This is a genomic window from Actinophytocola sp. KF-1 (genome assembly GCF_054661535.1).
Genome location: NZ_BAAFVK010000002.1, coordinates 779,028 through 805,204, shown reverse-complemented (window position 1 = coordinate 805,204; position 26,177 = coordinate 779,028). Strand labels below are relative to the sequence as shown.

23 protein-coding genes are annotated in these 26,177 nt (G+C 72.9%); 14 read left to right on the top strand and 9 right to left on the bottom strand.

Going from position 1 to position 26,177, the window contains the following annotated elements:
- Positions 1–29 precede the first annotated feature (29 nt).
- The 3 genes from ACYQ77_RS09615 to ACYQ77_RS09605 are packed head-to-tail and all read left to right on the top strand — an operon-like array spanning position 30 to position 3,525.
- A complete protein-coding gene (locus ACYQ77_RS09615) occupies positions 30–788 on the top strand; it encodes a class I SAM-dependent methyltransferase (RefSeq protein WP_459709525.1) in 759 nt (252 codons plus the stop codon).
- Positions 785–2,290 (top strand): 1,4-alpha-glucan branching protein domain-containing protein, encoded by a 1,506-nt coding sequence (locus ACYQ77_RS09610; protein ID WP_459709523.1) that lies wholly within the window; start codon positions 785–787, stop codon positions 2,288–2,290. The genes ACYQ77_RS09615 and ACYQ77_RS09610 overlap by 4 nt, the downstream gene beginning before the upstream one ends.
- The gene (locus ACYQ77_RS09605) at positions 2,278–3,525 is read left to right on the top strand and encodes a glycosyltransferase family 4 protein (protein WP_459709521.1); all 1,248 of its coding nucleotides are present in this window, start codon (positions 2,278–2,280) and stop codon (positions 3,523–3,525) included. The genes ACYQ77_RS09610 and ACYQ77_RS09605 overlap by 13 nt, the downstream gene beginning before the upstream one ends.
- Positions 3,526–3,549: 24 nt before the next feature.
- On the opposite strand, the gene ACYQ77_RS09600 is transcribed toward ACYQ77_RS09605, so the two are convergent.
- A complete protein-coding gene (locus ACYQ77_RS09600) occupies positions 3,550–4,308 on the bottom strand; it encodes an acyltransferase (protein ID WP_459709520.1) in 759 nt (252 codons plus the stop codon).
- A gap of 39 nt (positions 4,309–4,347) precedes the next feature.
- Here ACYQ77_RS09600 and ACYQ77_RS09595 point away from each other — a divergent pair, with 39 nt between their 5' ends.
- The 3 genes from ACYQ77_RS09595 to ACYQ77_RS09585 all read left to right on the top strand — a co-directional run bounded on the left by ACYQ77_RS09595 (position 4,348) and on the right by ACYQ77_RS09585 (position 8,954).
- Positions 4,348–5,550, top strand: a complete 1,203-nt coding sequence (locus tag ACYQ77_RS09595; RefSeq protein ID WP_459709518.1) for a low temperature requirement protein A — start codon at positions 4,348–4,350, stop codon at positions 5,548–5,550.
- Entirely contained in the window at positions 5,547–6,485 is a 939-nt protein-coding gene (locus ACYQ77_RS09590; RefSeq protein ID WP_459709516.1) for a nucleoside hydrolase, read from the top strand. Before ACYQ77_RS09595 ends, ACYQ77_RS09590 begins: the two co-directional genes overlap by 4 nt.
- 90 nt (positions 6,486–6,575) lie before the next feature.
- Positions 6,576–8,954 carry a hypothetical protein gene (locus ACYQ77_RS09585; RefSeq protein WP_459709514.1) on the top strand — a complete coding sequence of 793 codons (2,379 nt, stop codon included), beginning with the start codon at positions 6,576–6,578 and terminating at the stop codon, positions 8,952–8,954.
- Here the strand turns inward: ACYQ77_RS09585 and ACYQ77_RS09580 are convergent.
- Genes ACYQ77_RS09580 through ACYQ77_RS09565 form a run of 4 tightly spaced genes read right to left on the bottom strand, consistent with a single transcriptional unit; the run spans position 8,951 to position 12,649 of the window.
- Entirely contained in the window at positions 8,951–10,099 is a 1,149-nt protein-coding gene (locus tag ACYQ77_RS09580; RefSeq protein WP_459709775.1) for a THUMP-like domain-containing protein, read from the bottom strand. The two genes, ACYQ77_RS09585 and ACYQ77_RS09580, sit on opposite strands and share 4 nt — an antisense overlap.
- On the bottom strand, positions 10,096–11,067 hold the full coding sequence (locus tag ACYQ77_RS09575) for a class I SAM-dependent methyltransferase (protein ID WP_459709513.1): 972 nt from the start codon (positions 11,065–11,067) through the stop codon (positions 10,096–10,098). Before ACYQ77_RS09575 ends, ACYQ77_RS09580 begins: the two co-directional genes overlap by 4 nt.
- Entirely contained in the window at positions 11,057–11,836 is a 780-nt protein-coding gene (locus ACYQ77_RS09570) for an enoyl-CoA hydratase/isomerase family protein (protein ID WP_459709511.1), read from the bottom strand. The genes ACYQ77_RS09575 and ACYQ77_RS09570 overlap by 11 nt, the downstream gene beginning before the upstream one ends.
- A 45-nt stretch (positions 11,837–11,881) precedes the next feature.
- Positions 11,882–12,649 (bottom strand): ABC transporter ATP-binding protein, encoded by a 768-nt coding sequence (locus ACYQ77_RS09565; RefSeq protein WP_459709774.1) that lies wholly within the window; start codon positions 12,647–12,649, stop codon positions 11,882–11,884.
- 137 nt (positions 12,650–12,786) lie between these two features.
- Between ACYQ77_RS09565 and ACYQ77_RS09560 the strand changes: the two genes are divergently transcribed.
- The 6 genes from ACYQ77_RS09560 (at position 12,787) to ACYQ77_RS09535 (ending at position 18,316) form a co-directional block, all read left to right on the top strand.
- The gene (locus tag ACYQ77_RS09560) at positions 12,787–13,125 is read left to right on the top strand and encodes a hypothetical protein (RefSeq protein ID WP_459709509.1); all 339 of its coding nucleotides are present in this window, start codon (positions 12,787–12,789) and stop codon (positions 13,123–13,125) included.
- Positions 13,122–14,354 carry a hypothetical protein gene (locus ACYQ77_RS09555; protein ID WP_459709507.1) on the top strand — a complete coding sequence of 411 codons (1,233 nt, stop codon included), beginning with the start codon at positions 13,122–13,124 and terminating at the stop codon, positions 14,352–14,354. Before ACYQ77_RS09560 ends, ACYQ77_RS09555 begins: the two co-directional genes overlap by 4 nt.
- Positions 14,355–14,464: 110 nt before the next feature.
- Positions 14,465–15,073, top strand: a complete 609-nt coding sequence (locus tag ACYQ77_RS09550; protein WP_459709505.1) for a hypothetical protein — start codon at positions 14,465–14,467, stop codon at positions 15,071–15,073.
- A gap of 32 nt (positions 15,074–15,105) precedes the next feature.
- Positions 15,106–17,220, top strand: a complete 2,115-nt coding sequence (gene glgX / locus ACYQ77_RS09545) for a glycogen debranching protein GlgX (RefSeq protein WP_459709503.1) — start codon at positions 15,106–15,108, stop codon at positions 17,218–17,220.
- A gap of 161 nt (positions 17,221–17,381) precedes the next feature.
- Complete coding sequence (locus ACYQ77_RS09540; RefSeq protein ID WP_459709501.1) at positions 17,382–17,927, top strand: cysteine dioxygenase; 546 nt, start codon at positions 17,382–17,384, stop codon at positions 17,925–17,927.
- Entirely contained in the window at positions 17,924–18,316 is a 393-nt protein-coding gene (locus ACYQ77_RS09535; RefSeq protein WP_459709499.1) for a rhodanese-like domain-containing protein, read from the top strand. The genes ACYQ77_RS09540 and ACYQ77_RS09535 overlap by 4 nt, the downstream gene beginning before the upstream one ends.
- Here the strand turns inward: ACYQ77_RS09535 and ACYQ77_RS09530 are convergent, their stop codons facing one another.
- The 3 genes from ACYQ77_RS09530 to ACYQ77_RS09520 are packed head-to-tail and all read right to left on the bottom strand — an operon-like array spanning position 18,317 to position 20,215.
- On the bottom strand, positions 18,317–18,628 hold the full coding sequence (locus ACYQ77_RS09530; RefSeq protein ID WP_459709497.1) for a hypothetical protein: 312 nt from the start codon (positions 18,626–18,628) through the stop codon (positions 18,317–18,319). It abuts the gene before it with no gap.
- A complete protein-coding gene (locus tag ACYQ77_RS09525) occupies positions 18,628–19,623 on the bottom strand; it encodes a WXG100-like domain-containing protein (RefSeq protein WP_459709496.1) in 996 nt (331 codons plus the stop codon). The genes ACYQ77_RS09530 and ACYQ77_RS09525 overlap by 1 nt, the downstream gene beginning before the upstream one ends.
- A 28-nt stretch (positions 19,624–19,651) precedes the next feature.
- Positions 19,652–20,215, bottom strand: coding sequence for a dihydrofolate reductase family protein (locus ACYQ77_RS09520; RefSeq protein ID WP_459709494.1), 564 nt, complete (start codon positions 20,213–20,215; stop codon positions 19,652–19,654).
- 122 nt (positions 20,216–20,337) lie between these two features.
- Here ACYQ77_RS09520 and ACYQ77_RS09515 point away from each other — a divergent pair, with 122 nt between their 5' ends.
- Complete coding sequence (locus tag ACYQ77_RS09515) at positions 20,338–21,438, top strand: tetratricopeptide repeat protein (RefSeq protein ID WP_459709492.1); 1,101 nt, start codon at positions 20,338–20,340, stop codon at positions 21,436–21,438.
- Here the strand turns inward: ACYQ77_RS09515 and glgP are convergent.
- A complete protein-coding gene (gene glgP / locus ACYQ77_RS09510) occupies positions 21,435–23,939 on the bottom strand; it encodes an alpha-glucan family phosphorylase (protein WP_459709491.1) in 2,505 nt (834 codons plus the stop codon). The two genes, ACYQ77_RS09515 and glgP, sit on opposite strands and share 4 nt — an antisense overlap.
- Positions 23,940–24,063: 124 nt before the next feature.
- Here glgP and ACYQ77_RS09505 point away from each other — a divergent pair, with 124 nt between their 5' ends.
- On the top strand, positions 24,064–26,031 hold the full coding sequence (locus ACYQ77_RS09505) for an alpha-1,4-glucan--maltose-1-phosphate maltosyltransferase (protein ID WP_459709489.1): 1,968 nt from the start codon (positions 24,064–24,066) through the stop codon (positions 26,029–26,031).
- Positions 26,032–26,177: the final 146 nt, after the last annotated feature.

The following is a 26,177-nucleotide window of genomic DNA, read 5'->3' as shown; positions in this document are numbered from 1 at the left end:
CGGTTCCTACCGCGTAGTAGCCTGCCGCGATGGAGTTCGAGTCCGCGGTGCCGCCGCTTCCGTTGACCGGTGAGCGGACCGTGCCCGGGATCGTCGAGGAAAACTACTGGTTCCGGCGGCACGAGGCCGCCTACCTCGCACTGCGGCCGTACTGCGTGGACGCGTTCGTGCTCGAAGCGGGCTGTGGCGAAGGTTACGGCGCCGACCTGTTCGCGCGGGACGCCGTCGGCGTGCTCGCCATCGACTACGACGCGCTGACGCTCGCGCACGTCGCCAAGGCTTACCCGCGCGTGCACACCACCCGCGCCAACCTCGCCGCGCTGCCCGTCGGCACGTCCACTGTGGACGTGGTGGCGAACTTCCAGGTGATCGAACACCTCTGGGACCAGGAAGGGTTCCTGCGGGAGTGCCTGCGCGTGCTGCGGCCGGGCAGCCGCCTGTTGATCACCACGCCGAACCGGATCACCTTCTCCCCCGGCCGCGACACCCCGCTGAACCCGTTCCACACCAGGGAACTCGCGCCCGCCGAGATGGCGGAGTTGTTGCGGGAGACCGGGTTCGAGGTGGAGTTCCTCGCCGGGTTGCGGCACGGGCCGCGGCTCGCGGCGCTCGACGCCGAGTTCGGCGGCTCGCTCATCGACGCGCAGGTCGCGGTGGCGCTGTCCGGTGCGCCGTGGCCGGACGCGTTGCGGGACGCGGTCGCCTCGGTCTCGGCGACCGACTTCGACATCTCCGCCCGGGACCTCGACTCGAGCCTCGACATCGTCGCCGTGGCGGTCCGGCCGTGACCGGACCCGAGGGCTCGTTCTGCCTGGTGCTGCACAGCCACCTGCCCTGGCTCCCCCACCACGGCACGTGGCCGGTCGGCGAGGAGTGGCTCTACCAGGCGTGGGCGCACTCGTACCTGCCGGTGGTCGAGCTGCTGGACCGCTTCGCCGCGCAGGGTCACCGCGACGTGCTGACGCTCGGGGTGACTCCGGTGCTGGCCGCGCAGCTCGACGACCCGTACGCGCTGCGCGCGTGCCACGACTGGCTCGGCAACTGGCAGCTGCGCGCGCAGTTCGCGGCGACCCGGTGGACCGAGCCGCTGCTGCGGGACGTCGCCGCCGCCGAGTTCCGCGCCGCCGGGCACGCGCTGGAGCTGTTCGAGTCGCGGTGGCGGCACGGGTTCTCGCCGGTGCTGCGGCCGCTGGTGGACGCGGGCGTCATCGAGCTGCTCGGCGGCCCCGCCACGCACCCCTTCCAGCCGCTGCTGCGCCCGGACGTGCGGCGGTTCGCGCTGCGCACCGGGCTGGACGACACCGCGCTGCGCGTCGGCCGGGTGCCTGCCGGCATCTGGGCGCCGGAGTGCGGTTACGCGCCCGGCATGGAGACCGGCTACCAGGAGGCGGGGGTCCGGCGGTTCCTCGTCGACGGCCCCGCGCTGCACGGCGACACGCACGCGGCGCGCCCGGTCGGCTCGTCGGACGTGCTGTGCTTCGGCCGCGACCTGGAGGTGACCTACCGGGTGTGGTCGCCGAAGGCCGGCTACCCGGGTGACGGCGCGTACCGGGACTTCCACACGTTCGACCACCCCAGCGGGCTGAAGCCGTCGCGGGTGACCGGCAAACACGTGCCGTCGCACGAGAAGAAGCCCTACGACCCCGCGCTCGCCGCCGCGGCGGTCGCACGGCACGCCGCCGACTTCGTCGCGACGATCGTGGCCCGGCTGCGGTCGCTGCGGGAGCGGCACGGGCGGCCGGGGCTCGTGGTGGCGGCCTACGACACCGAGTTGTTCGGGCACTGGTGGCACGAGGGCCCGGCCTGGCTGGACGCCGTGCTGCGTGCGCTGCCCGAGGCCGGGGTGCGGGTGACGACGCTGCGTGGCGCGATCGAGGCCGGCCACGTCGGTGACCCCGTCGAGCTGCCCGCGTCGTCGTGGGGTTCCGGCAAGGACTGGCGCGTGTGGGACGGCGAGCAGGTGTCGGACCTGGTGACGGCGGGCGCGGCGCTGCAGGAGGAGCTGATGGCGGTGCCCGGGGTGCCCCACCGCGACCCGGTCCGGGACCAGCTGGTGCGCGAGGCGCTGCTGACGCTGTCCAGCGACTGGGCGTTCATGGTGACGAAGGACTCGGCCGCGGACTACGCGCGGCGGCGCGCGAAGGTGCACGGCGACCGGTTCGCGGAGCTGGCGGCGCTGCTGCGGGCGGACCACCCGTCGCGGTTCGCGCGGGCGGCGGCGCTGCGGGCCGAGGACGGCGTGTTCGGGCGGTTGGACGCACGGGGGTTGCTGGTCTCATGCGCGTGCTGATGTTGTCGTGGGAGTACCCGCCGGTGATCGTCGGCGGGCTGGGCAGGCACGTGCACGCGCTCGCGACCGAGCTGACGGCGCTCGGGCACGAGGTCGTCGTGCTGTGCAGGCACGAGGCGGGCACGGACGCGCTCACGCACCCGACGACCGACACCGTCGCCGAGGGCGTGCGGGTGGTGCGGGTCGCGGAGGACCCGACGCACCTCACGTTCGAGAAGGACCTGGTCGCGTGGACCCTCGCGATGGGGCACGGGATGGTGCGGGCCGGGCTGTCACAGCTCGGCGGCTGGCGGCCGGACGTCGTGCACGCCCACGACTGGCTGGTCGCGCACCCGGCGATCGCGCTGGCGGACTACTTCGCCGTGCCGCTGGTGGCGACCATCCACGCCACCGAGGCGGGCAGGCACAGCGGCTGGCTGTCGCAGTCGCTGAACCAGCAGATCCACTCGGTCGAGTGGTGGCTGGCGAACCGCGCCGACGCGTTGATCACGTGCTCGACGGCGATGCGTGCCGAGGTGTCGCACCTGTTCGAGGTGACCGACATGGCCGTGATCCACAACGGGATCTACCCGCAGGGCTGGCGGCCGTCGGCGGCGTCGGTGCGGGCGGCGCGGGAGCGGTACGCGCCGGACGGGGCGCCGGTGGTCGTGTACTTCGGGCGGCTGGAGTGGGAGAAGGGCGTCCAGGACCTGCTGGCCGCGCTGCCGCGCGTGCGCAGGGCGTTCCCCGGCACGCGGCTGGTGATCGCGGGTCAGGGCAGGCAGGCGTCGGCGCTGGTGGAGCAGGCGCGGAAGCTGCGGGTGCGGCGGTCCGTGGACTTCGCAGGGCACCTGCCGGACCGCGCGCTGAAGGCGTTGCTGGCGGCCGCGGACGTGGTGGTGCTGCCGTCGCGGTACGAACCGTTCGGGATCGTCGCGCTGGAGGCGGCCGCCGCGGGGGCGCCGCTGGTGGCGTCCACGGCCGGTGGGCTGGCGGAGCTGGTCGTGGACGGCGAGACCGGGCTGTCGGTGACCCCCGGCGACGTCGACGGGATCGTGGCGGCTGTGCGGACCGTGCTGACCGACCCGCCCGCGGCGGCGCGCAGGGCCCGCGCCGCGAAGGCCCGGCTGGCCAAGGAGTTCGACTGGCACGGCATCGCACGGCAGACGGTGGCCGTGTACGAGTCGGCCACCGTCCGCGAGCACGAACCCCTGGGCCGCCCCAAGATCGCGAGCGGCAACGCGTTCACGACCTGACCGCCCGGCGGCTCACACCGGCGCTCAGCCGTGCGTCTCCAGGGTCTTCTTCAGCGCCGCGGCGGCCTTGCGGGACATGTCGGCGACCGCGGCCCGCCGCTGCGCCTCCGCCTCGTAGGTGGCGCGGCGGTCGCGCACCACCTTCGCCGGGATGCCCGCCGCCACCGCGTAGTCCGGGATGTCGCCCTTCACGACCGCGTGCGCGCCGACGACCACACCCCGCCCGATGCGGCTGCCCTTGGTGATCGTGACCTTGGTGCACATCCACGTGTCCGGCCCGATCCGCACCGGCGCCTTCACGATGCCCTGGTCCTTGATCGGCAGGTTGATGTCCGACGTCACGTGGTCGAAGTCGCAGATGTACACCCAGTCGGCGACCAGCGCGGCCTCGCCGAGCTCGATGTCCAGGTAGCAGTTGACGACGTTCTGCCTGCCGAACACGGCCTTGTCGCCGATGCGCAGCGACCCCTCGTGGCAGCGGATCGCGTTGCCGTCGCCGATGTGGACCCACCGGCCGATCTCCATGCGCCCGTAGCCCGGCCTGCAGTGGACGTCGAGGTCCTTGCCGAGGAACACCATGCCCCGCAACACGATGTGCGGGTTGGCGATGCGGAACTTCAGCAGCCGCCAGTACCGCACCAGGTACCAGGGCGTCCACGCCTTGTTGCGGATCACCCAGCGCAACGAGTCGACGGTCAGGAACCTCGCCTGGTTCGGGTCCCTCCTGGCCCGGCGCCAACCACGAACCCGCTCGGCGAACGGCGATCCCCACATGGATGTCATGGCAGGTGACCGTATCCGACGGCCGCTAGCCTGCCCCACATGACCGAGCCAGCACCCGCTCCGGCCGACCGGCACGCCAGCTGGCTCGAGCTGTTCTTCGACCTCGTGGTGGTCGTCGCCGTCAACCAGCTCGCGCACCAGTTGCACGGCGGCGCGCACCACGGGCCGGACGGGCTGCACGTCGTCACGTTCTTCACCCTCTACCTGACGATCTGGCTGGTGTGGACGACGTTCACGCTGTACTCGAACGTGGTCGCCGAGAAGGTGCACCTGCGCGCGATGTTCTTCGGCATGGCGGGCATCGCGACCATGGCGGCGACCGTGCCGCACAGCTGGGACGGGCGGGCCGACCTGTTCGCCGCCGCCTACCTGATCACCAACGGGATCGGGAGCGGGACGCTCAGCCGCACCGGGCAGGTGCTGCTGTCGTGGACCGCCGCGTCGCGCAACGCCGGGCTGGTGCCGTGGATCGTGTCGTTCTGGGTCGACGGCACGTGGTGGAAGCTGGGGCTGTGGCTGTCCGGGCTCGCGCTGACGCTCGCCTTCAGCGTGTTCGGCAGCCGCGCCGACCAGGACGAGCTGCTCGCCCGGCTCAACGAGCGGATGCCGGAGCGCACGCCGCGTGGCGGGCCGGGGCGGCGCCGGGAGCGGCCGCGGCAGTCGTTCGTCGCCGCGCAGGTCGACGCCGGGCACCTCGGGGAGCGGCTCGGGTTGTTCGTGATCATCGTGCTCGGCGAGGCGATGCTGCAGCTCGTCGGCGCGGTCGCGGACATCGAGGACTGGCGGCCGGGCGGCGGCGAGGGCTGGCTGCTGCTGCTCACGGTGGTGTCCGCGTTCGGGCTGCTGGTGGCGCTGTGGGGGTTGAACACCTCGTACGGGTTCGCCGAGGAGTCGCGGTTCCCGCCCGCGCTGGTGCTGCCGGCGCACTTCGTGGCGATCGCGTCGATCACGACGGTCGCGGCCGGGCTGGGCAGTGCCGCGGCCGGGGTCGCCGACCACCTCGCGGTCTCGACGACGTGGCTGATGTGCGGTGGCGCCGCCGCGTTCCTGCTGGTGGTCAACCTGCTGGTGGCGCACACCAGGAGGTGGCCGCTGCGCGCGGCCGCGGTGGCACTGCCGCTGGTGGCGGCGGTCGTCGCGCCGTGGCTGCCCGCCGCGGTCGTGGTGGCGGCGCTGGCCGTGGCCGCAAGCGGTCTGCTGTGGTTGCTCCGCGCGAGCAGGCGGATACCGTCTGGCACATGACACCGCTCATCATCGACACGGACCCCGGCGTCGACGACGCGTTCGCGCTGGCGCTGGCGTGCGCGGCGCCCGAGGTGGACCTGCTCGGCGTGACCACGGTGTTCGGCAACGTCGGCCTGGCCATGACGACCCGCAACGCGCTGCGGGTGCTCGCGCTGTGCGGCCGCGACGACGTGCCGGTGGCGGCGGGCGCCGAGCGGCCGCTGGTGCACCCGCACCAGCACCGCGCCCGGCACGTCCACGGCAGCGACGGCCTGTCCGGCCGGTCGGACACGCTGCCGGAACGGGCGACGGGCGTGGCCGGCGTCGACGCGGTGTCCCTGATGGTGTCGCTGCTGGAGTCGGCGCCGTCGCCGGTGACGGTCGTGCCGATCGGCCCGCTGACGAACATCGCGCTGCTGCTGGCCGCGCACCCGGCCGTCCGCGGCAAGATCGACCGCCTCGTGGTGATGGGTGGCGCGCTGGCAGGCGGCAACGTGACCGCGGCGGCCGAGTTCAACATCTGGAGCGACCCGGAGGCCGCGCGGCGCGTGCTGGTGGAGGAGTCGGTGCCGGTCACCCTCGTGCCGATGGACCTGACGATGCGGTGCGCGGTGGACGGCCCGTGGCTGGACCGGCTGGCGGCGTCCGGCCCGCGCGGCGCGGCGCTGGTGTCGCTGGCGGCGGCGTACCGCGAGAACTACCGCCGCACCCTCGGCCACGACGGCATGGTGGTCCACGACGCCGTCGCGGTGGCGGAGGCGATCAAGCCGGGCCTGCTGCGAACGGTGGCGATGCCGGTGGAGGTCGACTGCGGCCTTGGCCCGGGCCGCGGCACGGTGATCGCGGACCAGCGGCCGTCGCGGCAGCCCGGGGAGCAGCGCGAGGTCGACGTCGCCGTGTCGGCGGACCTCGACCAGGTGCGGTCGTTCCTGCTCGCTCACCTGGCGGGCTGACCGGCCACAAATGGCCGGGAGGTGGCCTGGCCTGCGCTGATGGCCGGGCCTGTGATGTCCCCTGACGTTCCGGCGAAAGGGGATCCAGGCGTGACATCGGGGGCATCGGCGTTCCGGGAACGCCGCCTGCGGCAGGTGCGGGCGGCGCAGCTGCTCGCCGCGGCGGGCGGGCTGGCGACGCTCGTCGGCGGGGGCTACCTGGTCGACGCGTTCAGCACGGGCGCGCTGGTGGCGTGCGTGGCCGGGCCCGCCGCGCTGGCGGGTGGTGTGGCGCTGGCGAAGCGGCTGGCGCGGACCGTCCGGTACCGCGTCGACCGGCCGAACTCGACGGCCGTGCTGGCGGCCAAGATGGCGGCGCTGCTCGCGGTGTTCGTCGCGACGGTGGTCGTGATGTCCGCGGTGGACGCCCCGTCGGCGCCGCGCTCGGTCGTCGTGCTGGTCGTGGTGGGGTGCCTGGCGACGGTGGTCAACACCCACGCGGCGCGCTGGACCCTGTTCCAGATCGACGCGACGGGCATGAAGGTCGGGCAGGCGGGGGTGCCGTGGCCCGCGGTGGCACGGCTCGACCTGGCCGCCGCAGGCCCCGGGTTCGTGGAGATCGGCGTGCAGCTGGTGGCCGGGCAGGTCGTGAGCGGGACACCGGCGCCGGGGCGGGTGCTCGGGGACCTGCCGGTGTGCACGGTGGTCCCGGCCGCGGCCGTGCAGGTGGAGCACATCCGGTGGGCGGTACGGGAGTTCGGCAACCCGGCCGTCCCGGTGGTGGTCCGCGACCAGCCGCGGCACACCCCACCGGCGGGCATGCCGGCGCCACCGCCGGCCCCTCCGGTCCCGGCTCCGCCCGCCGAGGGCACCACGACGCCGCCTCCCGCCCCTTCCCGCGGCCGGCGCACGTGGCTCGTCGCGGGCGCCGTCGCCCTCGCCGCCGTCCTGGTCGCCGGGGCGGTCACGGCCGTCGTGCTCGCCGGCGGCGACGAACCCGGTCAGGCGGCCGCCGAGGCGAAGCCCGGTCCGAAGTACAGCGCCGCGAACGTCCCCGACCCCTGCGACCTCATCGACGTCTACGTGCTCAAACGGTGGTCGACCGTGACGGAGATCGTCACCGAGCCGACCACGGACAAGCACCCGGACTACGACTACCTGCACTGCGGCGCCCACAGCGACAGCCAGTACCTGGTCGGCCGGGTGACGCACCTCGAGATGGTCGTCGCCGTCGCCGAGTCCGCGGCGGCGGCGCGCACGTTCCAGGCCAAGCAGGAGAAGCACGGCCTGTGGACGGTCAGCGGTGACGTCAGCGACGACGGCACGGTCCCCGGGCTCGCGGAGCACGCCGAGTTCGAGCAGGCCATCTCCACCTACGGCGACCACACACGCGCCGACTACGTGCTCCGGGTGCGGGACGACAACCTCGTGTTCCTCCTGAAGTTCGGGTCCGACGCCGACCGGTCCGACGGGCCCGGCGTGACCGTCCCGACGCTCGCGGACACCGCGACCGCGCAGGCCAGGGCCGCGATGGAGAAGCTGCGCACGCGGCCCGAGGAGAAGAAGCGGGAGAACCGCGAGCCGGCCGCCGTGCCCAAGACGATCAACGACGCGGTCACGCTGCCGGGCACGGTGGACCTCATGGCACGCATCCGGGCCGCCGACCCGTGCGAGCTGCACGACCGGACGTTCATCGAGCGGTTCGGGCGGGTCGCTGCCGAGCCGCACCAGGCACTGGGGCTCGCCGAGTGCCGGCTGATGGGGAGCTACCCCGACCACGTCGAACGGACCGTGTTCGGGATCGACCTCGACGAGTACCTGTCCGACGAGGAACGCGCCGACCTGGTGCCGGAGGACCTCGACGGGATGGCGGTGTTCCACACCAAGCAGAGCGTGTCGGACGGATGCGTCTACTACGTGCCGTTCGGCAGGTCCGGGTTCGGCGCCTCGGTGTCGGTCGGCAGGTACGTCCCGGGCGGTGCGGAGCCCCTGTCGTGGCCGCAGGCGTGCGCGGTGGCCCGCGACTACACCGCCGCCGTCGGCCCGAAGGTCGCCGAGCTGCCCGCGCGCTCGGCCCCGGCGCCGGAACCGACGTTGGCGGGCAAGGACCCGTGCCTGGCCGAGGAGGTCGTGGCGCGCCTGGTGCCGGACTGGAAGCCCGGCCCGGTCAGCCGCTACTACTCGGCACAGTGCCGGTTCACGGTGGCGCAGGGCGACGAGGTCTACGAGTTCGACCTGGCCTTCGACCGCGACGCCGAACAGCTCGGCGACGAACCGGCGGAGGTCGGCGGGCTGCACGGTGTCTGGCTCCGCTACGACGGGCTGTGCAGCCTGTCGCTGGTCCACGTGCCGGAGTCCACACCGGACGCGTGGGACGCGCACAACATCAGCGCCTCCGTCCAGTGGAAGGGCCCGTACGGCCTGAAGGGCTCGCGGGACGAGTGCACCCTCGCGCAGGGCGCGGCGGAGCTGCTGATCGACAGCCTCTAACCGGGCTCGCACACGTACGCGGTCGGGGTCCGGCCCACCCTCGTCAGCACGACGGTGGCCGGCTCCCGGCCGGACAGCTTCAGCCGGGGGCGCAACGTGTTCGGGTCCACGTCCAGGCCGCGGACCAGGATCTCCACGCGGCCGACGCCCCGGCGCCGCAGGGTCTGCCGCAGCGACTTCTCGCTGTAGTGACCGTGTTCGAGCACGCGGAACGCGCGCACGCCCGCCGGTTTCCCGTCGCCGGTCAGGTACGCGATGCGTTCGTCGAGCTGGCCGAACCCGAGCCGGGCCGCGTACTGGCGGACCAGGCCGGCACGCACGACCGCGCCGTCCGGGTCGACGAGCCACTCCCCCACGTCGCGGACCGGGCAGTCGTCCGGGTCGTCGGAGGTGACCGTCCACGTCGGACCACCCGTGCGCAGGACGGACGCGCGGCGCGCCGGGCCCGCGAACGCACCGGTCCACAGGCACGCCTCCCGCACCTGCCCGTCGAGCGACACCAGCTCCACCTCGCCGTCCCACGGCAGCTCGGCGAAGTCCATGCCCGGTGCGCACTTCACCGCCAGGTCCCGCCCTCGGTACGCCTCGGCGAGGCGATCCAGCGGGGGCACGAAGTCCGCCGCGTGCCAGCGGCGGCGGCCCGCGGCGTCCCGGCGGGCGGGGTCGACGAAGACCGCCGCGTCCCGCGTGACCGGCCGGAGCGCGTCGGCGCGGACGAGCGGCGCGGACACGTTGTGCGCCGCCATCGCGAGCCGCACCTCGTCGAGGTCCGAGCCCACGCAGCGGTCCGCCACCTCGGCGATGGCGGCCAGGTCGACGCCGACCGAGCAGGTCACGTCGTGCACGGCGAGACCGGCGAACCGCGCCGCCCGGTGCCGCGCGACCGGCATGGGTGTGGCCTGCTGCAACGCGGTGTCGGTGAAGAGCCAGTCGTCCGGTGCGTCCACTTTGGCCGCCGCACGACGACGCAGCAGCACCGTCTCCAGCACCGGTCCCGCGTGCTCGCCGACCAGGCGCCGCGCGGTCGCCACGTCGGCGAGGTAGCCGGCCGACGTCAACGGCAGGTCCGCGACGGCCGCGACAGCGGAAACCCCCGCCGACGAACGGAGGAACCGCACGTCAGCGGGGGTGAATGCATAGCTCAGGGCTTCGTCCCGGTGATCAGCACGTTGTAGAACAGGTCGCGCGGCGCGACCTTGCGGAGCACGTTCTCGTCCAGCCACGACAGCCGCAGCCACGCCTTGTACGCGAACAGCCGCCAGCCCAGCGTCAGCTTCTCCTGCGGCACCGCGGCCTCGAACGTGCGCACCGGCCAGCCGAACAACGCGGCCGCCAGCTCCTCGGTGTGCGCGTGCACGTTCGCCGCACCCGCCTCGCGCGCGACCTCCTCCAGCTCGGTCGGGTCGAACGTGTGCAGATCGACGACCGCCTCGAGCGCCGCGGCGCGGGACGACTCGTCCAGTTCGGACTGCGGCCGCCGCCAGCCGGACAGCGGCCCCAGCTTCGTCACGTTCGTGGTGAGCCACCACGTGAGCTGGCCGAGCTTGCGCGCGTACCGGTCGCCGATCTTGGTCGGTTCGCCCGCGAACACGAACCGGCCGCCCGGCTTGAGCACCCGCAGCACCTCGCGGAACGCGGCGGGCACGTCCGGGATGTGGTGCAGCACGGCGTGCCCGACGACGAGGTCGAAGCTGTTGTCCTCGTACGGGATGGTCTCGGCGTCGGCGACGCGGCCGTCGACGTCGAGGCCGAGGTTCTGCGCGTTGCGCAGCGCGACCTTGACCATGCCGGGCGACAGGTCGGTGACCGAGCCCTTCTTGATCACGCCGCCCTGCATGAGGTTCAGCAGGAAGAACCCGGTGCCGCTGCCGAGCTCCATGGCGTGCTCGTACGGCCAGTCCTCGTCGCCCGCGACCGCGCGGAAGCGGCCGGTGGCGTAGTCGATGCAGCGCTCGTCGTACGAGATCGACCACTTCTCGTCGTAGGTGTCGGCTTCCCAGTCGTGGTAGAGGATGTTCGCGAGCTTCGGGTCGGAGCGGGCCGCCTCGACCTCCGCCTCGGTCGCGTGCGGGTTGGGTGCCGGGTCGTTGTTCGCCACCGGGTTACTTGCCACTGAAGGTCGCCTTTCCCGGACCGTTCTCGATGAACGACCGCATCCCCGTCTTCTGGTCCTCCGTCGCGAACAGCGCGGCGAACACGTTGCTCTCCAGCCGCAGCCCGCTGTTCAGGTCACCGTCGAGGCCGCCGTCGATGGCGGTCTTCGCGGCGGCGAGCGCCTGCGCGGCGGCGCCGGAGAACGTGGACGCCCACTTCTTCGCGGCCTCGTACACGTCGTCGGGCGCGACGACCTCGTCGACCAGGCCGATGGCGAGTGCTTCCTGCGCGTCGACGAACCGTCCGGTGTAGATGATGTCCTTGGCCTTGCTGGGGCCGACGAGGCGCGGCAGCCGCTGCGTGCCGCCCGCGCCGGGGATGATGCCGAGCAGGATCTCCGGCTGGCCGACCTTGGCGTTGTCGCCCGCGATGCGGCGGTCGCAGCACAGCGCCAGCTCCAGGCCGCCGCCGAGCGCGTAGCCGGTGATCGCGGCGACCGTCGGCTTCGGGATGTCGGCGACCGCGGAGAACGAGGACGACAGCTGACCGGCACGCGCGGACATGTCGGCGTAGGACATGTCGGCCATCTCCTTGATGTCCGCGCCGGCCGCGAACACCTTCTCACCGCCGTAGACGATCACCGCGCGGACGTCGTCGCGCTGCGCGGCCTCCTGCGCGGCGGCGCGGATCTCCTCCTGCACCTGCCGGTTGAGCGCGTTCATCGGCGGCCGGTCCAACCGGATGGTGCCGACGCCGCTGTCGACCTCGAGCCTGACGAACTCACCCACAGGAGGTCCTCCTACTCTGAAGTAACTTGGTGACCCAACCTAGCCTCAAGCCCGGCGACGCGCGAAGTAGCGGTCGCCCAGCCGGTCCACCTCGAGGTCCTGGCCGAACGTCGCCGACAGGTTCTCGCTGGTCAGCACGTCCTCCAGCAGGCCCTGCGCGACCACGCGGCCGTCCGCGACGAGCATCAGGTGGGTGAACCCGGGCGGGATCTCCTCCACGTGGTGGGTGACGAGGATCGTCGCGGGCGCGTCCGGGTCGCGGGCCAGCTCGGACAGCCGGGCCACGAGGTCCTCGCGACCGCCGAGGTCGAGGCCGGCGGCGGGCTCGTCGAGCAGCAGCATCTCCGGGTCGGTCATCAGCGCGCGGGCGATCACGGTCCGCTTGCGCTCGCCCTCGGACAGGGTGCCGAACATCCGGTCGGTGAGGTGCCCGATGCCCAGCCCCTTGCACAGGTCGAGCGCGCGGCCGGTGTCGAGCTGGTCGTAGGCCTCGCGCCAGCGGCCGAGCACCGCGTAGCCCGCGCTCACCACCACGTCGAGGACGGTCTCCTCCGGCGGGATGCGGGCGATCAGCGCGGCGGAGCAGAAGCCGATGCGCGGCCGCAGCTCGAACACGTCCACCCGGCCGAGCTGCTCGCCGAGCACGTGCACCGTGCCGGTGGTGGGGTGCAGCTCGGCGGCCGCCAGCTTGAGCAGCGTCGTCTTGCCCGCGCCGTTCGCGCCGAGGATCACCCAGCGCTCGTCGAGTTCGACGCTCCAGTTCACCTCCGCCAGGAGGTTGTTGCCGCCACGCCGCACACCGACGTCGGCCATGTGCACGACCAGGTCCTCGAGCTCCACTCCCGTCACGGTGCCCTATTCAACATGAGGCTTTGCACGCGCGTGCCCTCGGTTTGCCTCCGTGCGCAACGGCGGTGGTCGGGAGCACGCGCTCCCGGTTGACTCACCGCATGACCGGCTACACCGTGAACACCACGAGCCTCGCGATCCGGGTGGGCGAGCTGAACGCCGTCGCCGACCAGGTCGGCGAGATCATCGGCGCGCTCGACCTCACCGGCGGCGACCTGGGACCCGGCGACATCGCCGCGGCCGTCGCCGAGGTGGCGGGTGAGTGGCGCGACAACCTCGGCGACATGCGGGACAAGATCGGCACGATCGCGGACAACGTGCGTGGCGCGGTCGCCAACTACGAGCTGGTCGAGCAGGGCGGCGCGGACCGGATGCGCGCCCTGGCCGAGGGCACCGTCGGTGACCAGGTCTTCGAGTCGCTGAAGAACGCGAGGCCGTGACCATGCGCAGTTTCCCGGCACTCGGGTTCGACCCTGCGCCCGGCGAGGCGGACGCGGTCAAGACGCTCATGCTGCGGCTCGCCGTCGCCGCCGAGACGATCGGCACCACCCTCCCCCGCCTCGAGGAGGCCTGCAAGATCACCGACGACGCCGAGTGGGGCGGCAGCGCGGCCGAGGAGTTCAGCGACCACGGCGACGACCTGCCGCAGGGCCTCGGCAAGGGCGGCGAGGCGATCAACGCCGTGACCAGCGCGCTCTCGGCGTGGTTCGGCAAGCTCACCACCAACCAGGCGCGCGCGGACGTGCTGGAGGCGGCCGCGAAGAAGCTCAAGGCGAAGCTCGCGACCTTCGACTCGTGCACCCCGGAGTCGACGGCGGTCAGCACGCAGCTGGCCAGGATCATCGACGACGCCAAGCGCCTGGAGGCCAAGCACCTGCGTGAGGCCAACGCCACCGCGGACGCCATCCGCGCGGGCAAGGACGGCGACCCGTTCAAGCCCGAGAACGACAGCTGGTACGTCCAGGGCCTGGACGGTCTCGCCGTGGCGGCCGACGGCGTCTCGCTGGCCACGGCGACCGCGGCGGCCGGGCTCGCCGCCACCGGTGTCGGGCTGCCCGCGGCCGCGGTGCTGGAGGCCGCGTCGACCGGCTCCGGGGCGGTCGGGTCGCTGGCCGCGCTGGGCCAGCAGCTGTCCGGATCCCGCAACGCGCCCGGCTGGGGTGCGGTGGCACTCGGCCTCGGCACCAGCGTGCTCCCCGGCGGCGGCACGGCAGCGGCGGCCGTGCGCAGCGGTGGCCGGGTGGTGCTGAAGCGCGGGTCCAAGGCCGCCATCCGGGCCGCGCGCAAGGACATCGAGGCGGCGGCCCGCGGCGGCGCGCTGCCGGGGCTGATCGACAACGTCGGCCGGATGCGGAAGCACGGCCTGGAGGGCAAGGTCTCCCGCGACCTCACCGCGGCGGGCCGCGAGGTCGCCAAGCGGGAGGGCATCGAACTGCCCGCGAACCTCGCCGACCGCAAGGCCGAGCTGCAGCGGCTGGGCCTGGAGGCCAAGCAGCACCAGGCGTACGCGAACCTCGTCGACAAGGGCACCACGATCGCGGAGAAGGCCGGCGTGGAGCTGACCCCGCAGCAGAAGGCCGAGCTGAAGTTCCTGCAGATGGGCATCAACCCGACCCCGCAGCAGCTGGACAAGGCGATCGAGTACTTCGGCAAGGAAGCCCTGAAGTGAGCGGAGCGACGGAGCGGGCCCCGTCTGGACTGAGGAGCGCGCGCAGGCGCGCCGGCGCCGAGCACGCGACGAGGGAAGACGGGGTCTTAGCGGAGGAGCGCAGCGACCCATTGAACACAGTGATCCTGGACCTGCCCGACACCGTCTGGCGGTTGCCGCTCGACCAGCCTGACCTGGCCGTCCAGGAGTACGCCGGGCTCGTCGGACAGCTCCGCGGGCTGACCACTGGTCGCGCGGACCTGGAGGCGCTCGCCACCGAGGCGGTCGAGACGGCCGTGCGGGAGGGCGCGGTGCTCATGGCGATCGTCGCACCGCCGGACGCGGCACCCGCCGTGCTCACCGGGGTCGTGCTCGACCGGCCGCCGGGCTGGGACGCCGACACCGCGGCGGCGCTGCGCGACTCGCTGGAGGACGTCGGCGGCCCGGACGTGCGGGAGACCCTGGTCGTCGGCACCGCGCTGGGGCCCGCCGTGATCGCCCAGCGCGTGCCCGGGGTCGAGCAGGTGCGTGCCCGGCGGCCGCTCACACTGCAGCTCCAGGCGTTCATCGCCGAGGGCGAACAGCTCCTGCTGCTCACGCTCGCCTGCCCGTCGGAGGTCGGCTGGGCCAGCCACCAGCTGCTGTTCGGGCAGGTCGTGACGTCCGCCAGGGCCGAGCGGGTGACCGTCCCGGCCGGCACTGCCGAGGAGTCCTACGAGAATCACACCTATCGGCTCTGATCACCGGGGCCGGTCCCGGGCAAGATGGAGGAATGCCCGCCGACCACGTGCTCCCCGGACACCCGTTCCCGCTGGGCGCACACCCCGAGGCCGGCGGCGTCCGGTTCTCGGTCGCGTCCTCGGTCGCCGAGGGCGTCGAGCTGTGCCTGATCGGCGAGGACGGCGACGAGCGGCGCGTCGAGCTGACCGAGCACACCTTCGGCATCTGGCACGCCATCCTGCCCGGCGTCACCCCTGGTCAGCGGTACGGCTACCGCGTGCACGGCCCGTACGAGCCGGCCCGCGGCCTGCGCTGCAACCCGGCGAAGCTGCTCGTCGACCCGTACGCGCGGCGGATCACCGGCACCGTCGGCGACCCGCGCGCGACGCTCGGCTACGAGGGTGACCCGATGACCGGGCGGCCGTCGACGGTGGACTCGCTCGGGCACGTGCCGCTGTCCGTGGTCACCGCGCCCGGCGGCGTGTCCACCGGCGTGAAACCGGACACACCGTTCGAGGAGACGGTGGTCTACGAGCTGCACGTCCGCGGGTTCACCAAGCTGCACCCCGAGGTGCCGGAGCACCAGCGCGGCACCTACCTCGGCCTCGCGCACCCGGCCGTCATCGACTACCTGGTCCGGCTCGGCGTCACCGCGGTCGAGCTGCTGCCCGTGCACACGATCGCCGACGAGCCGTCGCTGCGCCGCCGCGGCGCCCGGAACTACTGGGGCTACTCCACGCTCGGCTTCCACGCCCCGCACGAGGCGTACGCGAGCGAGCCGGGCAACGAGGTCGCCGAGTTCCGCACGATGGTCGCCGCGCTGCACGCGGCGGGCATCGAGGTGATCCTCGACGTGGTGTTCAACCACACCTGCGAGGGCGGCGTGGACGGGCCGACGCTGTCGCTGCGCGGCTTCGACGCGCCCGCCTACTACCTGCACGACCGGCACGGCTCCACAGTGGACCTCACCGGGTGCGGCAACACGCTCAACCCCGGCAACCGCGAGGTCGTGCGGCTGGTCACGGACTCGCTGCGGTACTTCGCGAACGACCTCGGCGTCGACGGGTTCCGCTTCGACCTCGCGAGCGCGCTCGGCCGCCCGCGCGGCGGCTGGTTCGACCCCGACTCCGCGCTGATGACGGCGATCATGGTCGACCCGTCGCTGTCGCGCTGCAAGCTGATCGCCGAGCCGTGGGACGCGACCGCGGACGGCTACCGGGTCGGCGGGTTCGCGCCACAGTGGACGGAGTGGAACGACCGCTTCCGCGACGGCGTGCGGGACTTCTGGCGGGGCGCGGTGAACGTGCGCGACCTCGCCTACCGGCTGTCCGGGTCGGAGGACCTGTACGCGGCGAACACGCGGCGGCCGTGGGCGTCGATCAACTTCATCACCGCGCACGACGGGTTCACGCTGCGGGACCTCGTGTCCTACAACCACAAGCACAACGAGGAGAACGGCGAGGGCGGCCGCGACGGCGCCGACTTCAACCGGTCGTGGAACTGCGGCGTCGAGGGCGAGACCGCCGACCCGGTCGTGCTCGCGCTGCGGGACCGGCAGGCACGCAACCTCCTCGCCACGCTCCTGCTGTCCACCGGCACGCCCATGCTGACCGCCGGTGACGAGCGGTGGCGCACGCAGGGCGGCAACAACAACCCGTACTGCCTGGACAACGAGGTCTCGTGGGTGTCGTGGGACCCGTCGGCCCGCGCCGACGACCTGCTCGCGTTCACCCGGAGAGTGATCGCGCTCCGGGCGAGCTCGCCCGCGCTGCGCCAGCCGCAGTTCTTCGACGGCCGCCCGACGCACTCCGGCCAGCCGGACCTCGTGTGGTTCTCCCCCGGTGGCGAGCCGATGACCGACCACGAGTGGTTCGACGAGGACCGCCGCACGCTGGGCATGTGGATCGACGGGTCGACCAGTGCGTCCCGCGACCGCGACGGCGAAGTGGTCACGGACGACAACTGGCTGGTGGTGCTGCACGCCGGTGCGGAGCCGGTCGAGGTGGTGCTGCCGGGTGCGGACTTCGGCGACGTGTTCGTGCCCGTGCTCGACAGCGGCACGCCGCGGGGCGAGCCCGAGGACCAGAGCCCCCTGGAAGCGGGCAAGGTCGTAACAGTCCCCCCTCGAACCTTGCTGGTGTACCGCACCCCGCGTACCACGACGTGAGACGAGTGGCCACGATGTGGCAAGCGATGTCACGATTCGTGGCATGTCCCGGTCGCTGATGTTCTGGCGCGACCGCACGGTGGACCTGCTCCTGGTCGCCTCGTGCGGCTGTACCGACGTGTGATCCCACCGCACCGTCGACCTTTCCCTGGAGCAGCACCGTGTCCACGGCCCTTTCCCCTGCCCTGTCCACCTCCTCGCTCGTCCGCCCGCGTGGTCCACTGTGGACCCCGGCCGAGCTGCGCGACCTGGTGACCACCATCGGCACCACCCACCGCGACGCCCTGCTCGCGCAGGTCCGGTTCGCGAGCCCGCAGCGCTGGTGGGCCCGCCTGGAACTGACCGAGGAGGTCGAGGTCTGGCTGCTGTCGTGGCTGCCCGGTCAGCACACCGCCCCGCACGACCACGGCGGCGCGTCCGGCGCGTTCTCCGTCGTGCTGGGCAGCGTGTCGGAGACCTACCGCTACCCCGGCGGTGACCTGCGCACCCGCGTCCACGAGACCGGCGACGCGGTCGGCTTCGGCGCCGGCCGCGCCCACCAGGTGTGGAACACCGCCACGGTGAAGGCGGCCACCGTGCACGCGTACTCGCCGCCGCTCGTGCCGACGAGGGAGTACAACTCGTTGTGGGACATCCCGGCGGACATCCCGCCGCTGCCGCCCCGGCGGTCGCTCGACGAACTGCGGAAGGAGCCGGTCGAACCGTGAGTGCGATCGACGAGGTGCTGGCGAAGGCACGCGCCGGCCTGGACCGGGTGGCGGTCGAGGACGTGGCACGGCTGCCCGACGACCACCTGCTGGTGGACATCCGCCCACTGCACAACCGGGTGGCCGACGGCGAGATCCCCGGCGCGGTCCCGGTCGAGCGGATCGTGCTCGAGTGGCGCCTCGACCCCGGCGGCGACCACCGCATCGACGGGTTCACCGAGGACACCACGGTGGTCGTGTTCTGCAACGAGGGCTACTCGTCCAGCCTCGCCGCCCGCGACCTGCGGGCACTCGGCCTGCCGAAGGCCACCGACCTGGTCGGCGGCTTCCGCGCCTACCGCGACGCCGGCCTGCCCGTCCGGGAGGGCGGCACGCAGGCGATCACCTGATCAGCCGCCCCCGCGGAACCCGCGCGCCCCGGCCGCGTCGGTCTCCCGGTAGTCCCGCACGGCGGCCACCCCGCCTGCGCCGAGCTCCTGGAACACCGGCGGCAGCGCCGCGGCCGCGGCCAGCAGCGCCTGGCTCTTCGTCGTGTGGCGGGTGCGGAAGGCCTGTCCCAGCGTGCCCGCGCCGATGCCGCGTTCGCTGCTCGTGACGGTGCCGGTGTGGCGCGGCGTCTCGGTGGCGAGCGCGTCACCGGCGGCGAGCACGGCCTTGATGTCGGGCAGCGCGCCGGGCGGCGACATCGAGATCTGGTCCATCACTTCACATCCGGGCCGATCATGCCGTGCTGTGCCAGCTCGGCGCGGTGCTGCTCGATGGCCTGGGTGATGTGCTCGGGCCGCAGCCGGCCGGGCGGGTACTGGTCCCGCAGCTCCATCCCGATGCGCACCGCGACGTCGTCGCCCGGGTCCGGGCGGTCCTGGGTCACGTAGTCGGCGAGGTCGGCGCCGCCGCGCAGCTCGCCGGGGGTGAACCCGGCCTCGCGGCCGACGTAGCCGTAGTGGATGTTGGACCACACGTCGTACCGGATGTTGCCGTCGCCGCCGGGCAGCGGCGTGAACGTGTTCCAGCCCGCCGTCCGGTTCAGGATGTCGTTCTTGTGGTCCCAGTCGCCGCCGGGGCGGACCTGCCACGCCCACTGGGTCAGCGCCGCCGCCTTCGTCGCCTCGTCGCCGGTCGGGTTCTCGTTGTTCATCTTCATCGCGGCCACGGTGGGTGACGTCGAGTTCCGGACCATCTCGTCGAACATGAAGTCCCGGATCCGGTCGTACTCGCCGGGTGCCGCGTCCACCGCCAGCCCCTGGGCCGTGTTCGCGATCAGCTCGTTGACGTCGTTCGCGAGCACCCGCACGTACAGCTCCTCGACGTGCGGCCGGAGCAGCGGCGGCAGCAGCGCGAGCGCGCCGTACCCCGGGATCGCGCTGACGACGAGGTCCCGGATGTCGTTCTTCGTCGTGGTGACGGCCTCGGCGAACCGCGACGCGCGGCGGCCGAGCGTCCGCATCTCGCCCGCGAGCCGCCCCGCCTCGCGCGTCGCCGCCCCCGTGCGGGTGACGAACAGGGCGCCCGCGTCGTCGGTCCAGTTCGCGGCCGCCGCGTCCGTCCTGACCCGCGCCGCGCCGTCGTGGCTGTCCGCCATCGCGGCGTACGCGCCGCCGAGCGCGGCCATCGCCGTCTCGTCCGTGTCGGGCCACTCGCTCGCCGCCTTCACCCTCGGCCAGAGGCCGAACGTGGCGGGTGGTTCCGGGATCATGCGTCCAGTCTGGGCGGCCGCCGGGCGGTCATGCCGTGCGCTGGCCGCTTTCGGACACGCCGAACCGGACGTGCGCGACCGGTCCCGTGAACGTCGTCGGCGGCAGGCCGTCGAACAGCTTCGCGCCCGCGCCGAGCAGCACCGGGACGAGGCTGACCAGCACCTCGTCGACCAGGCCCGCGGCCAGCGCCTGCCGCTGCACGTCCGCGCCCATGACCGTCACGGTCCGGTCCCCCGCCGCGGCCCTGGCACGCTCGACCGCGGCCTCGACCCCGGCGACGAACGCGAACGTGCCGCTCTTCTGCGGCAGGTCCGGCCGCGTCTCGTGCGTGACCACGAACGACGGCGCCGGGTACGGCACGTCCTCCCAGTGCGCCAGCCCCACGTCGAACGTCCGCCTGCCGAGCACCACCGCGCCGGTCTGCGCGTGCACCGCCTTGGTGACCGCCTGGTCGGCCGGGTCGACGTGCTCGGCGAACATCCACTCGTGGAGCCGCGCGCCGCCGACACCCATCGGGTGCTCGGGCGAGACGTCCGGGCCCGCGACGTAGCCGTCGAGCGACATGGCCGCGTAGACGAGAACCTTGCTCACTGCTGCCTCCCTGGTCGTGGTGGGAGGTAGACCGGCGGGCGTGGCGGAACTCATCGCCGCTGCCCTTTCGGCTGTCCAGGAAGACAGTGGGTGCGGCGCGCGGGCCGCGTAGCGTCAGCCGTGTGCGGGTTGTTCACGTTCTGCTCAGACCCGGCGGTCTCGCCACGGCCGCGACCGTGGCCGTCGCCGTCGTGCTGACGTGGCCGCACGTGGCCGCCGGGCTGCTCGGCGCGCTGGCCGGCGGGCTCGCCGCCGTCGTGGCCAACCAGGCGGGGCTGCTGGCGAGCGTGCTCGCGCCCGGCGTGACCCTGCGCAAGCTCGTCCTCGGCACCGGGCCGCGGGTCGCGGACCGGTCCACTCCGGACCGGATCGTGACGGTGCGTGCGGTGCCGGTGATCCTGTCGGTGTCCGTGCGGGCCGCGACGGCGGGCCGCATCTGGCTGGTCGCGCTGTGCGGGCTGGCGTTCGAGGCCGTGCCCGCGGTCGGCGGGGCGCTGCTGGCGGACGGGCCGTTCACGCGTGGCTTCGCGACGGCGGCGGTCACGGCGCTCGCGGTGTCGCTGGTCCCCGTGCGGACCGCCACCTCGACGTCCACCGGGTGGCTGCTGTTCCGGCTGTCCCGGTCGGCGGACGGGCAGGCCGCACCGCTGGTCGACCAGGTGATGCGGGCGGCGCAGGCCGGTGACCTCGCCACCGCGGAGCAGCTCGCGGCACGGCTGCGCGCGCACCACCCCGACCTGCCGCCCGCGCTCGCCGCACGCATCCGGGTGCTGGCCGCCCAGGGCCGCTACCCCGAGGCGGTGGTGCTCGCGGTCCGGTTGACCGCGGGGCACGATCCCGGCGCGTTCGCCGTGCTGGCGGGGCTGACGTGCGCGACGGTCGAGTCCGGCCAGCTCGACTCCGAGACCGGCCTGGTCGCCGCGTGCCTGGCGATCGAGAACGCGACCGCGCTCGGCTACCCCCGCCACCGGCTCAACGGCGCGCGGGCGATGGTCGAGCTGCTGCGCGGCAACCTGAAGGACGCCATCACGCTGGCCCGCATGGCCGCGAGCGCCACCGACGACGTCCTGTGCCGCGCCGACGACCTGGCCACGCTGGCCCGCGCCCACATGGCGGCGGGCGACAACCGCACCGCCCGCCAGGTGCTCACGGAAGCGGAGAAACTGGCGCGGTGGTGGCCACGCGTGGCCACCACCCGCACCCGTCTCGAAGTGGCGGGCTAACCCGCGAAGACCACCCGGCCCAGCTCCACCGGGCTCGCCAGCAGCGCGTGGTTCGGCAGGACCCTGGCCGTCACGCCGAGCGACCCCGCGTGCGGCAGCGACACCTCGGCCGCGTACCGGCCGTCACCGTCCGGCGTCATCGGCACCGTGACCACGTCGAACAGCTCGTCGCTGTCCCCGACCCGGCCGATCACCGCCTGCACCTGCACGTCCGCCGGGGCGAGGCCGGCCAGGTCGACCGACGCGCGGACCGACACCCGCTCGCCCAGCACCGGGGTGTCCGAGCCGTTCAGCGACAGGTCGCACGCCGTGACCCGGACGTGCGGCCACGAACCCGACAGCCGCTCCCGGTACGCCGCCAGCTCGCGGGCCGCGCGGAAGCCCTCCGCGTCGGCCAGCTCGACCGCGGTCGCCGCGGGCGTGTACTGCCGCTCGACGTACTCCTCGACCATCCGCGACGCCTGGACCTGCGGGCCCAGCGACGACAGCGTGTGCCGCACCATGGCGAGCCACTGGCGCGGCACGCCGTCGGACCGGTCGTAGAACAGCGGCGCGACCTGCGAACCCAGCAGCTCGTACAGCGCCGCCGCCTCCAGGTCGTCGCGGCGCAGCGGGTCGGACACGCCGTCGGCGGTCGGGATCGCCCAGCCGTTGGAGCCGTCGTAGAACTCGTCCCACCAGCCGTCGCGGATGGACAGGTTGAGCCCGCCGTTCAGCGCCGCCTTCATGCCGGACGTGCCGCACGCCTCCAGCGGCCTGGTCGGGTTGTTCAGCCAGACGTCGCAGCCCCAGTACAGGTACCGGGCCATCGACATGTCGTAGTCGGGCAGGAACACGATCCGGTGCCGCACGTCGTGCTCGTCGGCGAACCGGACGACCTGCTGGATCAGCGCCTTGCCGCCGTCGTCGGCCGGGTGCGACTTGCCTGCCACGACCATCTGCACCGGGCGGTCCGGGTCGAGCAGCAGGGCACGCAGCCGGTCGTGGTCGCGCAGCATCAGCGTGAGCCGCTTGTAGGTCGGCACGCGGCGGGCGAACCCGACGGTCAGCACGTCCGGGTCGAAGACCGTGTCGGTCCACGCCAGCTCCAGCGGCGACGCGCCGCGCTGCAGCCACGCCTCCCGCACCCGCCGCCGCACCTCGGTGACCAGCGTCTTGCGCAGCCTGCAGCGCAGGTCCCACAGCCCGTTGTCGTCGAGGTCGGAGCCCACCGACGCCATCTCGCGCGCGGTCCACGTCGGACCGTGCACGCCGTTGGTGACCGACGTGATCGGCACCTCGTGGGTGTCGAAGCCCGGCCACAGGCCGCCGAACATCTCGCGGCTGACCTGCCCGTGCAGTTTGGACACGCCGTTGGCGCGCTGCCCGAGCCGCAGGCCCATGTGGGCCATGTTGAACATGCCGGGGTTGTCCTCCGCGCCGAGCGCGAGGACGCGGCGGATGTCGACGTCCGGCAGCAGCGCGCCGTCGCCGAAGTAGTGCTGCACGAGGTCCACGGGGAACCGGTCGATGCCGGCCGGGACCGGGGTGTGCGTGGTGAAGACGGTGCCCGCGCGCACCGCGGACAGCGCCTCGTCGAAGGTCAGCTGGTGGGCGGACATCAGCTCGCGCAGCCGCTCGAGGCCGAGGAACCCGGCGTGCCCCTCGTTCATGTGGAAGACCTCGGGCTGCGGGTGCCCGGTCAGCTCGCAGTACGTGCGCACGGCGCGCACGCCGCCGATGCCGGCCAGGATCTCCTGGCGGATGCGGTGGTTCTGGTCACCCCCGTACAGCCGGTCGGTGACGCTGCGCAGGTCGTCGTCGTTGCCGTCCACGTCGGAGTCGAGCAGCAGCAGCGGCACCCGGCCGACCTGCGCCTTCCAGATCCGGGCCCGCAGTACGCGGCCGCCCGGCATCGCGACGTGCACGAGGATCGGCGCGCCGGACGGCTCGGTCAGCGGGGTCAGCGGCAGCCCGTTCGGATCGAGTACCGGATAGTGCTCGATCTGCCACCCGTCGAGTGACAGCGACTGCCGGAAGTAGCCGGACCGGTACAGCAGGCCGACACCGATCAGGGGAACGCCGAGGTCGGAGGCCGCCTTCAGGTGATCACCCGCGAGCACGCCGAGACCACCCGAGTAGTTCGGCAGCGCCTCGGTGACGCCGAACTCCATCGAGAAGTACGCGATGGACTCCGCCATCCGGCCCTGTCCCGACACCTCCGAACGGCGCTGCTGGTACCACCTCGGCTCGGACAGGTAGCGGCGCAGGTCGTCGGACGCCTCCGCGAGCCGCCTGCGGAACGACTCGTCGCCCGCCAGCTCCTCGAGGCGGCTGGCCGGCACCTCGGCGAGCAGGCGCAACGGGTCACCAAGGCGCTCCCAAACGCCCTGGTCGATGGTGGCGAACAGGTCCTGCGTGTGCGGGTGCCACGTCCACCGGAGGTTGGTCGCGAGCGTCTCCAGCTCGGCGAGCGACTCGGGCAGACCGGCGCGCACGGTAAAGCGGCGTACAGCTTTCACGCCGACCGACCCTAGCGGTCACCCCCGACAGAAAATCAGGTGCGGGGCGGGGGTGTGACCGGGAGTGGGACCGGGCACACTTCTCAATATCAATCGGAGGACCTCTGCGGGAGGGGCTTGCGCGGTGAGTGGCCGCCTCGGTATCGACGACGTTTCCCCTGTAATCAGCTGTGGCCGGTACCCGTCGAAGGCGGTGGTCGGCGAGCACATCCCCGTCCACGCCACGGTGTGGCGGGAGGGTCACGACGCCGTGGCCGCCACCGTGGTGTGGCGTGGACCGCACGACAAGGGTGAGCGGCTCACCCGGATGGCGGTCGACGACCCCAACGACGACACCTGGATCGCGCACATCTGCCCGGACGCGACCGGCATGTGGACCTACCGCGTCGACGCGTGGAGCGACCCGTGGGCGACCTGGCGGCACACCGTCGAGGTGAAGGTCGGCGCCGCGCAGACCGCCGAGGAGCTGGCCAACGACCTGGAGACGGGCGCGCTGCTGCTCGACCGCGCCGCCCGCCGCTTCCCGCACAACGGCGAGCGCGCCATGCTCGTGTCGGCCGCGGCCGCGCTGCGCGACACGGACCGGCCGCTGCCCGGCCGGATCGCCGAGGCGCTCGACGAGCCGATCCAGCGGTACATGCGGGACAACCCGCTGCGCGACCTCGTCACCCGCGGCCGCAAGTACCAGGTGTGGGTCGACCGGCCCAAGGCGCTGTACGGGTCGTGGTACGAGTTCTTCCCCCGCTCGACCGGCGGGCTCGACGAGTCCGGCAAGCCGGTGCACGGCACCTTCGACACCGCGATCAAGCAGCTCGACCGGGTCGCCCGCATGGGCTTCGACGTGGTGTACCTGCCGCCGATCCACCCGATCGGGCGGGTCAACCGGAAGGGCCCCAACAACAGCGTCATCTCCGTCCCGGAGGACGTGGGCTCGACGTGGGCGATCGGCTCGGCCGACGGCGGCCACGACGCGATCCACCCCGAGCTGGGCACGATCGAGGACTTCGACCGGTTCGTCGCCCGGTGCAACGAGCTGGGCATGGAGGTCGCGCTCGACCTGGCGCTGCAGTGCGCGCCGGACCACCCGTGGGTCACCGCGCACCCGGAGTGGTTCACCACCCGGCCGGACGGGTCGATCGCGTACGCGGAGAACCCGCCGAAGAAGTACCAGGACATCTACCCGCTGAACTTCGACAACGACCCCGAGGGCATCTACGCGGAGGTGCTCCGCGTGGTCATGCACTGGGTCAACCACGGGGTGCGGATCTTCCGGGTGGACAACCCGCACACCAAGCCGCCGAACTTCTGGCACTGGCTGATCCACCAGGTCAAGGCGCTCGAACCGGACGTGCTGTTCCTGTCCGAGGCGTTCACCCGCCGCGCCCGGCTCTACGGGCTCGCGCGGCTCGGGTTCACGCAGTCGTACACCTACTTCACGTGGCGGACGTTCAAGTCGGAGCTGATCGAGTTCGGACAGGAGATCGTGGCGCGGGCGGACGAGGCGCGGCCGAACCTGTTCGTGAACACGCCGGACATCCTGCACGCGTCGCTGCAGTACGGCGGGCCCGCGATGTTCGCGATCCGCGCCGTGCTGGCGGCCACGTACTCGCCGAGCTGGGGCGTGTACTCCGGCTACGAGCTGTTCGAGCACGAGGCCGTGCGCGAGGGGTCCGAGGAGTACCTGAACTCGGAGAAGTACGAGCTGCGGCCACGTGACTTCGAGCAGGCGCTCGCCGAGGGCCGGTCGCTGGAACCGTGGCTGACCAGGCTGAACCAGATCCGGGCCGCGCACCCGGCACTGCAGCAGCTGCGCACGCTGCACTTCCACGACACCCAGAACGACGCCCTGCTCGCGTACTCCAAGCGCGACCCCGGCACGGGCGACACGGTGATCGTGGTGGTCAACCTGGACCCCGAACGCCCCCAGGAGGGCATGGTCTACCTGGACCTCCCGGCCATCGGCCGCGACTGGACCGACACCCTCATCGTCCACGACGAGGTAACGGGCGCGACGTGGGAATGGCACCAGGCGAACTACGTCCGCCTGGACCCGGTCCAAGCGGTCTCCCACATCCTCGCCATAACCCACTAACCCGGCGAGTCCCGCCCTCGAACACCGCGAGTCTCGCTGTCACGCATACCGAGTTGTCAGTTTCGTGCACCTCAAGATCGGCACGAAACCGGCAACTCGGCGTGTTCGAGAGCGAGACTCGCGCTGTTCTGGGGCGGGACTCGCGG